The following is an 11,893-nucleotide window of genomic DNA, read 5'->3' as shown; positions in this document are numbered from 1 at the left end:
TTAGCCTTTAATGTCTAAAATGACGTCTGCGGAATCAAACAGAGGTTTGATCTCTCGTTCCAAACGTATCTGTGTAATCATACCCAATTTTGCTTGCTCTTTTTGTAAATAGTAAAGACTCTTTTCGTACATGACGCAAAGTTCGAGTTGACGGTTGCTCCAAGTTCCGCGCAAGGGACCTAAGTGCTCCAACGCCATATAAAACGATACGTCGTGCGTATCAAAAAGGGAGAATTGTACCATATGTTTTTGTTCACTCCAAAGCAAGGGGAGGTGAACGACGTATTTGGAGAGGGCTAAGAGCATATAACCGTAGGTCTGAAAAAGCGTTTTGTCCTGCTCTTCGCGTGCAAGATTATCGAGTAAGAAAGTTTTAAAAAGCGTTGAGTTAAAGCCTTCATCGTTGCAAAAGAGCTCAATTTCCAAAGGCGTAAAGAGCGCATCGTCGAAAAGAGAAGGTTGCGGGTAGAGGTGCGAAATCGTCAAAATACCGCCCTTTCCCTCGGAAAAATTCGCCCAATATTTTTTACCCGCGATCAGTTCTTTTTGACTTTTGGTCGTCAGCTCTTTGCATCCGACTCGAAGACGGTATCGCAAAGGGTCGATTTTTTTGAGCACTTCGATCGTCACCGGAAGATTGGCGTTGAAATTAACGCTTGACGAAGATGTTTTGGCGATGTCCGAGCTAAGACCGGAGAGTTTTCGAAGCGTAGAAATCATAAGGTTTGAGAAAGTGTGATAATCTGTTCGGCAATCTCGAATTTACTTCGAAGCGGTAAATGAACGATAGCGTCTAAGCCGATAAAATACACTTCGTTTTGGTTAGAACCGAAACGGTTTTGCTCTTTGACGATATTTAAACAAACGCCGCTTAGCCCTTTTTTCTCTAGCATCGTTTGGGCGTTTTGAAGAGCGTTTTCTTCGTCCGTTTCCGCTTTAAAGCCGACGACGATCCAACCGGTTTTATCCAATTCGCTTAAGATGTCGACGTTACGTTTTAATGCCAAGCAATACGATTCGCCTAAAGTCTCTTTTTTGAGTTTTCCGTGATGAACGTGTTCGGGCACGTAATCGCTAATGGCGGCAGTCATAAAAAGATAAGGCGTTTTTTCGGCATTTTGACATAAACGCATGTGTGCCTCCAAGGTCGTACGAAGCTCGTTCGAACTGCTGACATGTAAGGTGGAGATCGTTTTAAATTCGGGTGCTTCACCGCCGGTAATCAGTGTAACGTTTGCGCCTTTAAGATAAGCAACCGTCGCTAATGCCAAGGCTTGTTTGCCGCTGGAAAAGTTGCTAAGGCATCGAACGTCGTCGATTTTTTCGCGCGTGCCTCCCCCCGTGATAATGACGTCACGCCCTTCCCAAAACGGCTCTTTAAGAAGCACTCTAGCGGCGGCGTAGAAAATCTCTTCGACGCTTGCTAGCGCACCTACGCCCTCATCGTTGCACGCAAGCAGTTTGGATTCGGGCGCGACGATCACGTATCCGAAGTTTTGCAATCGCGTTAAGCTCTCTTGCGTGATAGGGTTGAGCATCATATGGGTATTGGCGGACGGGGCTAAAAGGATCGGTTTGGTAAACGCTATCGCCGTTTGCGTTAAGAGGTTGTCGGCAATACCGCAGGAGAGTTTATTGATCGTATTAACCGAGGCGGGCGCGATGATAAACATATCCGCCCACTTCCCGATATGAATATGGCTAAGTTCTTCGCTCCAGCTTTCGGTGTCTACATGTAAGACTTTGTTTTGGCTGATCGTCTCGAAGGTGAGGGGTGAGATAAAGCGTTTGGCGTCTTCGCTCATTACGACTTTTACGTCACCGCTTGCTTTTACCAGCAGACGAATCAACTCCAGCGTTTTGTAAATCGCGATGCTTCCCGTGACGCCGACGAGAATTTTTTTGCCGGAAAGTAAGGTGTTACGCATCTTTTTTTCCGAAAAATTTGTAAAAAAATCCCTCGACGATCTTCAAGGGCTCGCGATTAATGGCAAGGGCGCCTTTGGGAATGTTTTTCGTGACCGTCGTTCCCGAAGCGATGATGACGTCGTCTTCGATCGTGACGGGCGCAACCAGTTGCGTGTCGCTTCCGACGAAGACGTTTTTGCCGATCATCGTTCGGTATTTTTTCTTGCCGTCGTAATTACATGTAATCGTACCGCAACCGATATTAGTGCCCTCATCGATACTCGCATCGCCGAGATAGCTTAAGTGTCCGGCTTTAACCCCTTTGAGCGTTGATTTTTTGACTTCGACGAAGTTGCCGATATGCGTATTCTCGATTAAAGAGTCGGGACGGATGCGTGCCATCGGGCCGATATCGGAGTTTTTCAAGGTACTTTTTTCGATGATGCTGTGCGCTTTCACGTGGACGTTTTCTAACGAAGTACCTTTTAAAAGCGTTACGCCGTTTTCGAGGATACATTCGCCTTTGAGTTCGACGTCCGCTTCGATGTAGATTGTCTCGGGTAATCGCATGATAACGCCTTGCTCCATGAAGCGACGTTTGATACGTCGTTGCATGATCTCTTCGGCTTTGGAAAGGTGGTATTTGGAATTGACGCCCATGTAGGTCTCTTCATCGACGAGGAGGGCTTTTACGCCTTTTCGATCACGGTGTGCAAAAGCGATTAAGTCGGTGAGATAATACTCTTTTTGCTTGTTTTGGTTATCAAGACGCGGTAAATATTCGCGTAAAAATGCGGATTTGAAGAGGTAAACACCCGCATTGACCGCAGTAATCTTTTTTTCTTCGTCGCTTGCGTCCTTTTCTTCGACGATCTTCTCGACGTCGGCACAATCGTTCATTACGACTCTGCCGTATCCGAAAGGCTCTTTCGCGCAAAAACTGCTCATGACCACATCGGCGTCTATCTCTAAGAAACGTTGCATGTCGCTTGCTTCCAAAAGCGGCATATCGCCGCTTAAAACAAGCAAGCGATCGTATTTTGGCGTAACGCCCATAATCGCTCCGCCCGTACCGGGAAAGTTTTCGTGATCTTGAATGACGTAACGGATACCCTGAAAATAGGCGTTCATTTGCTCTTGAACGCGATTGGCTTGATGGTATAAAACGACATGTATATCGTCGCTGATTTTTTGTGCCTCTTTGATAGAATGGTAAAGCATCTCAAAACCGCTAATCGTATGGAGAACTTTGGGAAGAGCGGATTTCATGCGGGTACCGAGACCTGCCGCCATAATAGCGATCGAAATATTCATACGGATGTTCCTAAGAAGATGAAATAAAGGTTATTTTAACGAAAAGTTGTTTAAAAATTAAATGCTTTTTAACGCAAAACCGACTAGAATGATGCATTATTTTATGAGGATAGCCGTTGAAAACAGTGATGCGAGTCGTTTTAATCTTGATATTAGGATGTGCAAGCTTTGCCGCCGATACGATTCCGACCGTCAATCTCTCTTTAAGCGCGCCCAACTCTCCGCAACAATTGGTGACAAGCCTCAATCTTGTTTTAGTCTTAACGATTCTCGTCTTAGCTCCGTCGTTAATTTTTATGATGACGAGCTTCTTGCGTTTGACCATCGTTTTTTCGTTTTTACGTCAAGCTTTAGGAACGCAACAACTTCCGCCGACGCAGGTACTGGTTTCTTTGGCGATGGTGCTGACGTTTTTCATTATGGAGCCGGTCGCCAAAGAGTCTTATAATGTCGGAATCAAGCCGTATCTGGAAGAAAAAATGAGCTATCAAGAGGCGTTTGAAAAAGGAGCCGCTCCGTTTAAAGCCTTTATGGTACGCAATACGCGTGAAAAAGATTTGGCACTTTTCTTTCGTATTCGACAATTGGAAAACCCCAAAAATATCGAAGATATTCCTTTAACGATCGCCGTTTCCGCCTTTATGATCAGCGAAATGAAAACGGCGTTTGAAATCGGCTTTTTACTCTATTTGCCGTTTTTAGTAATCGATATGGTCGTCAGTTCGGTGTTAATGGCAATGGGTATGATGATGCTGCCGCCGGCGATGATCTCTTTGCCGTTTAAATTGCTGATTTTCGTATTGGTCGACGGCTGGAACTTACTCGTCGGTAAAATGGTTGAGAGTTTTCATTAAGTTCGTTTTTATGGTGTTTTTGAAGTATTTTTTAGGTTGAATGATTTGTCCATAAATATAAGAATAAATTATTTTTATAAAGAAGAGTAAGTATAATAAAAAATTATCGAACAACAACAAAATCTGCTAAAATAAGCAGAAAATAATCAGTCAAAAATAGGTCAACTTTTAAAAAAATCACAAATATCTACTTCCAAAATATTAGCAATTTTAAAATTATTACTGTATGATTTTCATATAAAAATAATGAGGATTTTTTATGAAACTCTTGCCCTTTAACCTAAGTTTATTATCTCTATTACTAGTTTCAAATACTTTTGTTCTCGCAGATGACACACTTTTTTCACTCTATCAACTAAATTCTAGGAAATCAGATGCTAATGGAGGCAATACTTCAAACGGTGCAGGTTTGTATTACGATACTGAAACAATTAAGATTCGGCTTGAAAACACATCTGATTATACTAAATTTGGTACTGTATTTAAGTATAACCCTGAAGATACTCAATGGTATATCAAAACAGGACTTAGCTATCTTAATGAAAAAATGTATGGATACGATGGTTCAAACGATAGAGTCAATCAATATGGATTAACCCTAGGGATCGGCTATAAACTTACAGATACGCTCTATGCAGAAATTGGTGCGAATCAAACCGATTTACATGGAACAAAAATTGGTAACTTGTTTGAAATTACTGATGAAACAACTAAAAGAACTTACGCAGAGTTAGTTAAAAGACTTCAAGGTGATTTTGGTGTTATTGATGCAAGTGTCAATGTTGGTAGAACTTACTATGAATTTACAAAAGATGAAAACTTTATCGGTTATGGCATTAATTATTATCCCCTTTCTTCGTCTAAAATTGCTATTTTCCATAATGCTGAAACAAGAAATCACTCAACGATAGTTTCTCTGTCGTATCAAGCATTAGAAATCAGTTATAAAAATTTAAACGATAACGCTCACGCATTAACAGTTGGTTTTAAAGTACAATGTAGCAATGTATTTGATATTTCATCGTGTAAAGTGCCAAGCAATATCATTCCTGATATCTCCGAAAATGATAAATTTGAACAAATCACTTTTACAGCAGCATCTGAAATTCAAACCAGTAAGCCAAATCCGATTGGTTTTCAGTGTATAAGACCTAGTGCTGATATGTTTCAATCTGGCCCATTTCAAATGCTTGGTGCTCCACCTGTTGATGAAAATGGATGTTTGATTCAGAACCCTGCTGCTTTATACTATGGATCGGATATGTTTTTTGGTCAGACTGGGTATCCAACGTATTTTCAAGGTTTTGACTGGTATCCTAATTAATGGCTATCATCATTATAAATCAAAAATAGGGTCAATTTATGACCCTATAATATTTTCTATGCTGCTTGCAAATAATGCTTTACATAGTAGTTGATGACACTGCCAAAGAGTACTTCAATGGAGCATTTGAGTGCTCTGGTTTCTGCTCGTGCCATCATAAAGTGAAGTCCTCCTGTGCCTTTAAGCTCTTTGAGTTCACAAATACCCAGACCTGAAGATTGACGTAACAATTCCCCAACACTGACACTGAGCACTCCCTCCACCTTTGCATAGCGTTCATTTAGTTCTGAACTTTCCAGTTGCCATTTATAGCTAATAGGAAGGGATGAGAGAATCTTTATCAGTCCATCACGCTTAGCTTCATATACCCCATTGATGAGAAGGGTTCTCTTCGGCAGAGTGCCCACGTACCTTCGGTGCTTTTATCTCTTGCAAAAAGATTTTCAAGAAGCCGGCTTAAAAATATGGTGTTAAGAAGCCTTAGGTAGGGTTCGCTTAATCTCTTGACGAATGTGTAGAAAAATCGATTTTACCATCTCTTGATGCAGCGTTTCTATCGCTTCCATTCGTGCGTGAAGCGACTCGTTTGATTCACACATTCGAGAGTCTAAGAGTTCTTTCGCGAGGCGATGGAGATGCTTATGCAGGGTTTCAAATTTGCGAAACCATGCTTTTTCGCGGTACACATGGAAAGGCTTTTCGTGCAGCCATTTTCCGAAGTAGCATAAATCGGCACTGATTTCAGGCGGTGTCGGTTTGATATTGTCGATGAAATTTTTTAAATCGTTGATCCATGCATTGTGCTCGCAAAGCGCGTAAAGCCAAGGTAGAGCCTCAGAGTCGTAGCCGTAACGTCGCCATATGCGTAAATTGTCTTTCATGGATTGGGGATCGGCGATCCATTGGACGAGTTGATCGGCGTTCATCGGTCGTGCAATACCGTATCCTTGGGCGTATTGACATCCTTGTAGCAATAAAAAGATACCGTGCTCGACACTTTCGACCCCTTCGGCGATAATGTTTTTATGAAACGATTTTGCCAATCCGATCACGCCCTCTACGATAGTCAGGTCTTCCGGATTAGCAACCATATCGGCGATGAAGCTTTTATCCATTTTCAAAATTTTTGCGGGCAATTTTTTAAGGTGCATTAACGTGGAATAGCCCGTTCCAAAATCGTCCAGCGCAAAGTGAATTCCCATAGCGGCACATTCGTGAATAATGCGTGAAACGCGCTCAATCTCTTCGAGTGCGCTGGTTTCCAATATTTCGATTTCCAACTGATCGGGTAAAATATCCGCGTAATCTTCCCATAAAATTTTTAAACGCTCCAAAAACGTCTCTTCTTGAAGTTGATACGCGCTGATATTGATGCTAACGGGAAGAAAAAGCCCTTGGCTATTCCATTCCCTGAGTTGCCATAATACTTGGCTAATAACCCATTCTCCGAGTTTTACGATGAGCGGATGGTGCTCGATCAGCGGGATAAAGCTCATCGGTAACAAAAGACCTTTTTGGGGGTGTTCCCAACGAATTAAGGCTTCGACGCCGACGATAGCACCCGTTTGCATGTTGACTTTGGGTTGGTAATAAAGCACAAACTCTTCACGTTTTAATCCTTGCGCAATTGCGCTTAGATCGTCGTTCATGGCTTTTAAGAGCCTGCTTTCGTTGAAGTCAAAAAAGTGATACCGGTTTTTACCGGATTGCTTGGCGATATACATCGCTTGATCGGCATGGCGTATTAGTTGTTCCGCGTCATGGTTATCCATAGGATAGAGCGTTACGCCGATGCTGCATGAGATCGAAAGTTTTATATCGCCTAAAAGTACGGGTGCGGATAGGGTTTTGAGCAAGCGTTCCAAAACTATCTGGCACGCATACGCTTCGTCGATACTTTGAAGGACAATGACAAATTCGTCGCCTCCGATTCGTGCGATCGTATCGTTTTCGTGCATCACATGTTGCATCTTTTGCGCGACGACGACCAAAAGTTGATCTCCCGTAAAGTGACCGTAGGTATCGTTTACGGATTTAAAACCGTCAAGATCCAGATAAATAACGCCGACTAACTGGCCGCTTTGGTCGGCTTTGAGAAGTGCTTGATGCAATCGATCGGCAAGTAAAACGCGATTGGGAAGATGGGTTAAAACGTCGTAATAAGCGTTGTACTCTAATTGCTTGCTTAAAGATTGCTCTTTCATATGAAGTTGTTCTAGCGTCGCAATACGTTCTTGAATACTCTGCGCCATCGCATTAAACGCGGTTGCGAGCTTTGAGATTTCCTTGTCACGGCTCAATTCAACGCGCTTGGAGTAATTGCCTTCGGCTATCGCTTGCGCGCTCTGGGTAAGTTTGATGAGGTTTTGATTGATCCAACGGGCAAGTAAATTGAGAATTAAGGCGGATAAAAGCAATTCGACCAAGGCGATGGCGATACTTTTGATCATCATCGAACGACGTTCCGTTTGGTAGAACTCCGTAGAAATTCCGACGCGAAGCGAGCCGATTTTTTGATCGGAAATCATCAGATCGACGGAAGTATCATACGTGGGTTCTTGAACGCTTTGTGCATTTAGCGGTGTATTTCGAAGCGTTTGAAGAGCATTTAAGTCGACCGCTCCGACACTTGCGATAGGCGTATGTTGGAGATCAAGCGCAACCAAATAGAGCATATTAAGCTTTTGGTACGACTCTTCTAAAATCGCTTGAATGGTTGCATAGTCGTTTTGAACGAACGGGGCGATCAATGCACTTTGTAAAAGGACTTTTTCGGCTTGAAGCCGTTGGTCGGTTTGTCGTAATAAATTGTCGCTTAATTGTTCAACGTTACGGTAAACAAGGATAGAAAGCATCACGCTTTCGATGAGTAAGGCGGCAATAAGCCATTTCCATGCAAGAGAGAGCTTCATCGATTGTTAATGCGTTAATCGCGAAGAGGTTTTTTGGGCTATCGTGCTAAGGGTATCTAATGCATGAGGTTCAAGCATTTCAAAGCCCTCCAATTTCGTAGCCTTAAGATGCCGTGCACCTTCTTGGCTTTGGGAAAAAGCGACCAACGCATTGCGCCACTCTTCGATCGTAATCCCCTTTGAGTCCTTGGCTAAAAAGATACGACCCGGTTTGGGAGCACTATGGTAGACGACGAAAAGTTGATTTTGCAATTCTTGATCCAGTTTTAAATAATTGGGTAATGAAATGATGATGAGATCGACTTGGTTTTTGAGCAACAGCGTTGCTAAACTGTCTGAAGCACTGATGTAATAACTGTAAATTAAATTTTTGCCCGGAACGTAACCTTGTTGTTCTAGCCACTCTTCGCCGCAGAGCGTTGCATAGGAGACGGGGTCTTGTCCTGCAATTTTGATGTTTTCGGGATGATCTTTAAGCGAAGAAGACGTTTTGCTTAAAATAATCGTCTCCAAGCCTTTGGTGTAGGTCATTAAAGGTACGTAATGCGCTTGGTGTTGCGCCAAATAAGCTAAATTCGGTGAGGTAATAATCAAATCGTAAGTATCGCCTTGATCGCAAGTATCGGCAAAATCGCTAAACGTTTTTGCGCTTAAAATTTGTACGGGTCGATTGAAATAATGTTCTAAAAACGTTTTAAGATCGCGATGTACGTCATAGATAATACGAGCGGAGGAGTGCGGTGCGATTCCTATTTTGAGACTTTCTATTTCTTGGGCAAAAAGCGCAGAAGCTATACTTAAAAAAACAATCGAAACAAACTTAAAATTAAACACTAAATATCACCTTTTTGTCACACTATCGCGAATTATATAAAAAATAGCGAGAGAATGTCAATGCAATGTTAGGCGATACACTCAGCGAAATATGCATCCAAAAAAGCGAAGCTTAGACGTAAAGCTCAAAGCCTTTTTGTTGTTTGAGGACGCTTTCAAAAAGCTTTTGTGCTCCCTCTAGCACCTTTTCGTTTTGCTTATCCGCTTGCTCCATCATCTGATCGATCATTTTTAACAAAGAATTATTAGTATAATTTTGCGTATTTTGATCTTTGGCACTCGGCAAAGTTTGATTGACTTCGTAAGCGGTATTGATAGCGGATGCGAGCGTGACTGTTTCAGAGCTTTGTTGCACGTTGGAAAGGTACTCGTCGATTTGCGGTTGAATGAGCTTCATCGCCGCATCGATCTCTTTTTGATCGTTTTCGTCGATTCCGTCGCCTTCGTAGTGAAAATTGTAACCGTAAGCATGTGAAAGCGAGAGCATCGTATTTTGCGTACCGCCGCTTTGTTCGTGTGAAATCGAAGCGGAACGCTCGTCGTACATGTTAAGATCGATGACGTCGCCGCTACTGGTTTGGAGTGAAAATCCAAGACTGTTGTAACTGTAATTATTAGTATTGATCGATTGTGATTGCATAGCAATGCCCCTTTGACTATGGTACAACCAAATCGACGTAAATAGAGTTTACTTTAGGCGTTGACGGGTCGGTTTAATTTTTTTTGAACGGAAGCGATTTTTTGATGCATACCGTCTTTGCGATTTTTGCGAATATCAAATTTTAAGCACGCGTACACGCGTTCGCATTCTTCCAGACATTCGTACGCTTGCTCGACAAGCGACAAGGCTTCTTGCATCGTAGACGTTTCCACGACCGTACTCATCGGCGTGAGTTTATAGGCAAAACCGCTTTGATCGATTTGATCGATAATCTTTGCGACAAACGCGCTCTTTGAACCGCTTCCTTCCAGCGGGAACATACTCATTTCCAATAATACGCTCATCAAAAATCCTTACATGTCGATTTTTAGCTGTCAAATCCGCTATGATATTTTTTCTCTTTGGCGACGACAATCTCTTTTTGTCGCTCTTTTTTGTGCATCTCTTTTTCGACGAAAATCGGTTTTCGAGTGATCGGATGCAAGCCCGTATAATACATCAAAGTCGCATACGTCGAAGGCGTCGGCGTAAAAATTTGTGCTTGTTCGGGATTGATTTTGAGTACGTTAGAAGCAAAATTTTTCAAAGAGTGCATATGCCGTTCTTCACATCCCGGATGTGCGGCAATCAGGTAGTAGGTTAAAAATTGCTTTTTCCCCGATTCTTTGGTTAGTTTGTCGAAAAGTGCTTTGAACGTGACCAAGGAGTCTTTGCCGGGTTTTCCCATCAGTGCTAAAATCTCGTCATCGATATGCTCGGGCGCGATTTTCATCTGTCCGCTTAAATGGTGTTCGACGATCTCTTTGAGGTATTCGTAACCGTATGCTTTATCTTCGCTGATCAGATCGTAGCGAATGCCTGAAGCCACAAACGCTTTTTTAATACCAGAAAGTGCTCGCACTTTGCGTAAAAGATCGATTTGTTTTTTATGGGTCGGTTTGAGAGCAGGGCAGAGCTTGGGAAACATACAGCTTTTGTCTTCACAGGTGCCTTTGGAGAGCTTTTTAGAACACTCATACCCGTACATGTTAGCCGTCGGTCCTCCTAAATCGGAGATAATGCCTTTAAAATCCTTATACGTAGTAAACAGTTTGGCTTCTTTGAGAATAGACGCTTCCGAGCGGCTTCGAATGGTTCTTCCTTGATGGACGCTGATGGCACAAAAACTGCATTCGCCGTAACAGCCTTGATGCGTGTTAATGGAAAATTTGATGGTCTCCAACGCTTTGATATGCCCTTGTTTTTTGTAATACGGGTGTGCGTCGCGCATAAAAGGAAGCGCGCTGACTTCATCCATTTGTGCGGTCGTGAGGTAACGAGCGGGTGGATTTTGAATCCAATAGCGCGTATCGACTTTTTGGCATAAACCTTTGGCGGAAATCGGATCGTTATTGTGGTAAAAGAGATCAAACATATCCATAAATTTGAGTTTATCGTTGATGACTTCCTCGTGGCTGGGGAGTTGAAGATACTCGGTTTTCGGCTCTTTCGCGATGTAACAAAGTCCTCTTACATGTAAGGGTGAAATGCCTTGTTTTAGGGCATCGGCAAACTCGACGACGCTAAGATCACTCATACCGTAAAGCAGATAATCGGCTTTGGCGTCGAATAAAATGGGTTTTCGAACGGTGTTCGACCAAAAATCGTAGTGACTGACCCGTCTCAAGCTCGCTTCAATACCGCCGAGCATAATCGGTACGGTGTTTTTAAAGTGTTGTCGAATGAGATTAACGTAAACAAGACTCGCGCGGTCAGGTCGTTTGTTATTGATGCCGCCGGGCGTATAATCGTCGGAGTTTCTAAATTTCTTCGTCGCGGTATAGTTAGAGACCATTGAGTCCACGCTTCCGCCGCTCACGCCCCAAAAAAGTCTCGGCTCTCCCAGTCGCGTGATGTCGGCAGCACTTTTGATGTCCGGTTGAGCGATAATACCGACTTTGTACCCTGCTTTTTCCAAAACGCGACCGACTACGGAAACGCCCATATAAGGGCTATCGATATAGGCATCGGAAGTGACGAGAATCACGTCGCAACGATCCCATCCGCGTTGCTTTATTTCATCAAAAGTCGTGGGTAAAAACATAGG

The 11,893-nt window shown here is 42.9% G+C and carries 11 protein-coding genes; 2 read left to right on the top strand and 9 right to left on the bottom strand.

What is annotated here, in order from left to right; translation table 11 throughout:
- The 3 genes from UCH003_RS07120 to glmU are packed head-to-tail and all read right to left on the bottom strand — an operon-like array spanning nt 1 to nt 3,222.
- Nucleotides 1-720, bottom strand: a complete 720-nt coding sequence (locus UCH003_RS07120; RefSeq protein WP_060825972.1) for a hypothetical protein — start codon at nt 718-720, stop codon at nt 1-3.
- Nucleotides 717-1,928, bottom strand: a complete 1,212-nt coding sequence (coaBC, locus tag UCH003_RS07115) for a bifunctional phosphopantothenoylcysteine decarboxylase/phosphopantothenate--cysteine ligase CoaBC (RefSeq protein WP_060825971.1) — start codon at nt 1,926-1,928, stop codon at nt 717-719. The genes UCH003_RS07120 and coaBC overlap by 4 nt, the downstream gene beginning before the upstream one ends.
- The gene (gene glmU / locus UCH003_RS07110; RefSeq protein WP_060825970.1) at nt 1,921-3,222 is read right to left on the bottom strand and encodes a bifunctional UDP-N-acetylglucosamine diphosphorylase/glucosamine-1-phosphate N-acetyltransferase GlmU; all 1,302 of its coding nucleotides are present in this window, start codon (nt 3,220-3,222) and stop codon (nt 1,921-1,923) included. The genes coaBC and glmU overlap by 8 nt, the downstream gene beginning before the upstream one ends.
- A 128-nt stretch (nt 3,223-3,350) precedes the next feature.
- On the opposite strand from glmU, the gene fliP reads away from it, so the two are divergent.
- Entirely contained in the window at nt 3,351-4,076 is a 726-nt protein-coding gene (gene fliP, locus UCH003_RS07105; RefSeq protein ID WP_041961916.1) for a flagellar type III secretion system pore protein FliP, read from the top strand.
- 259 nt (nt 4,077-4,335) lie between these two features.
- Nucleotides 4,336-5,400: a hypothetical protein gene (locus UCH003_RS07100; protein ID WP_060825969.1), complete on the top strand. Its 1,065-nt coding sequence runs from the start codon at nt 4,336-4,338 to the stop codon at nt 5,398-5,400.
- 56 nt (nt 5,401-5,456) lie between these two features.
- Here the strand turns inward: UCH003_RS07100 and UCH003_RS13640 are convergent, their stop codons facing one another.
- The 6 genes from UCH003_RS13640 to UCH003_RS07070 all read right to left on the bottom strand — a co-directional run bounded on the left by UCH003_RS13640 (nt 5,457) and on the right by UCH003_RS07070 (nt 11,890).
- Nucleotides 5,457-5,654 (bottom strand): hypothetical protein, encoded by a 198-nt coding sequence (locus UCH003_RS13640; protein WP_144440991.1) that lies wholly within the window; start codon nt 5,652-5,654, stop codon nt 5,457-5,459.
- 216 nt (nt 5,655-5,870) lie between these two features.
- Nucleotides 5,871-8,312: an EAL domain-containing protein gene (locus tag UCH003_RS07090; protein WP_060825967.1), complete on the bottom strand. Its 2,442-nt coding sequence runs from the start codon at nt 8,310-8,312 to the stop codon at nt 5,871-5,873.
- A gap of 6 nt (nt 8,313-8,318) precedes the next feature.
- The gene (locus tag UCH003_RS07085) at nt 8,319-9,146 is read right to left on the bottom strand and encodes a PhnD/SsuA/transferrin family substrate-binding protein (protein ID WP_060825966.1); all 828 of its coding nucleotides are present in this window, start codon (nt 9,144-9,146) and stop codon (nt 8,319-8,321) included.
- 112 nt (nt 9,147-9,258) lie between these two features.
- Complete coding sequence (locus UCH003_RS07080; protein WP_060825965.1) at nt 9,259-9,786, bottom strand: hypothetical protein; 528 nt, start codon at nt 9,784-9,786, stop codon at nt 9,259-9,261.
- Between the two features lie 53 nt (nt 9,787-9,839).
- Complete coding sequence (locus UCH003_RS07075; protein ID WP_060825964.1) at nt 9,840-10,151, bottom strand: MTH1187 family thiamine-binding protein; 312 nt, start codon at nt 10,149-10,151, stop codon at nt 9,840-9,842.
- Nucleotides 10,152-10,174: 23 nt separating this feature from the next.
- Nucleotides 10,175-11,890 carry a YgiQ family radical SAM protein gene (locus tag UCH003_RS07070; RefSeq protein ID WP_060825963.1) on the bottom strand — a complete coding sequence of 572 codons (1,716 nt, stop codon included), beginning with the start codon at nt 11,888-11,890 and terminating at the stop codon, nt 10,175-10,177.
- Nucleotides 11,891-11,893 lie beyond the last annotated feature (3 nt).

Origin of the sequence: Sulfurospirillum cavolei, assembly GCF_001548055.1 — a bacterium.
Lineage (GTDB): Bacteria > Campylobacterota > Campylobacteria > Campylobacterales > Sulfurospirillaceae > Sulfurospirillum.
Note: the sequence above shows the minus strand (reverse complement) of the source record. Positions and strands in the feature narration are given on the sequence as shown.

What these genes read in the sequence shown, in the direction of transcription:
- UCH003_RS07090 (WP_060825967.1), bottom strand. Translation starts at nt 8,312, where the DNA reads ATGAAGCTCTCTCTTGCATGGAAATGGCTTATTGCCGCCTTACTCATC.
- UCH003_RS07120 (WP_060825972.1), bottom strand. Translation starts at nt 720, where the DNA reads ATGATTTCTACGCTTCGAAAACTCTCCGGTCTTAGCTCGGACATCGCC.
- glmU (WP_060825970.1), bottom strand. Translation starts at nt 3,222, where the DNA reads ATGAATATTTCGATCGCTATTATGGCGGCAGGTCTCGGTACCCGCATG.
- UCH003_RS07070 (WP_060825963.1), bottom strand. Translation starts at nt 11,890, where the DNA reads ATGTTTTTACCCACGACTTTTGATGAAATAAAGCAACGCGGATGGGAT.
- fliP (WP_041961916.1), top strand. Translation starts at nt 3,351, where the DNA reads ATGCGAGTCGTTTTAATCTTGATATTAGGATGTGCAAGCTTTGCCGCC.
- UCH003_RS07075 (WP_060825964.1), bottom strand. Translation starts at nt 10,151, where the DNA reads ATGAGCGTATTATTGGAAATGAGTATGTTCCCGCTGGAAGGAAGCGGT.
- UCH003_RS07080 (WP_060825965.1), bottom strand. Translation starts at nt 9,786, where the DNA reads ATGCAATCACAATCGATCAATACTAATAATTACAGTTACAACAGTCTT.
- coaBC (WP_060825971.1), bottom strand. Translation starts at nt 1,928, where the DNA reads ATGCGTAACACCTTACTTTCCGGCAAAAAAATTCTCGTCGGCGTCACG.
- UCH003_RS07100 (WP_060825969.1), top strand. Translation starts at nt 4,336, where the DNA reads ATGAAACTCTTGCCCTTTAACCTAAGTTTATTATCTCTATTACTAGTT.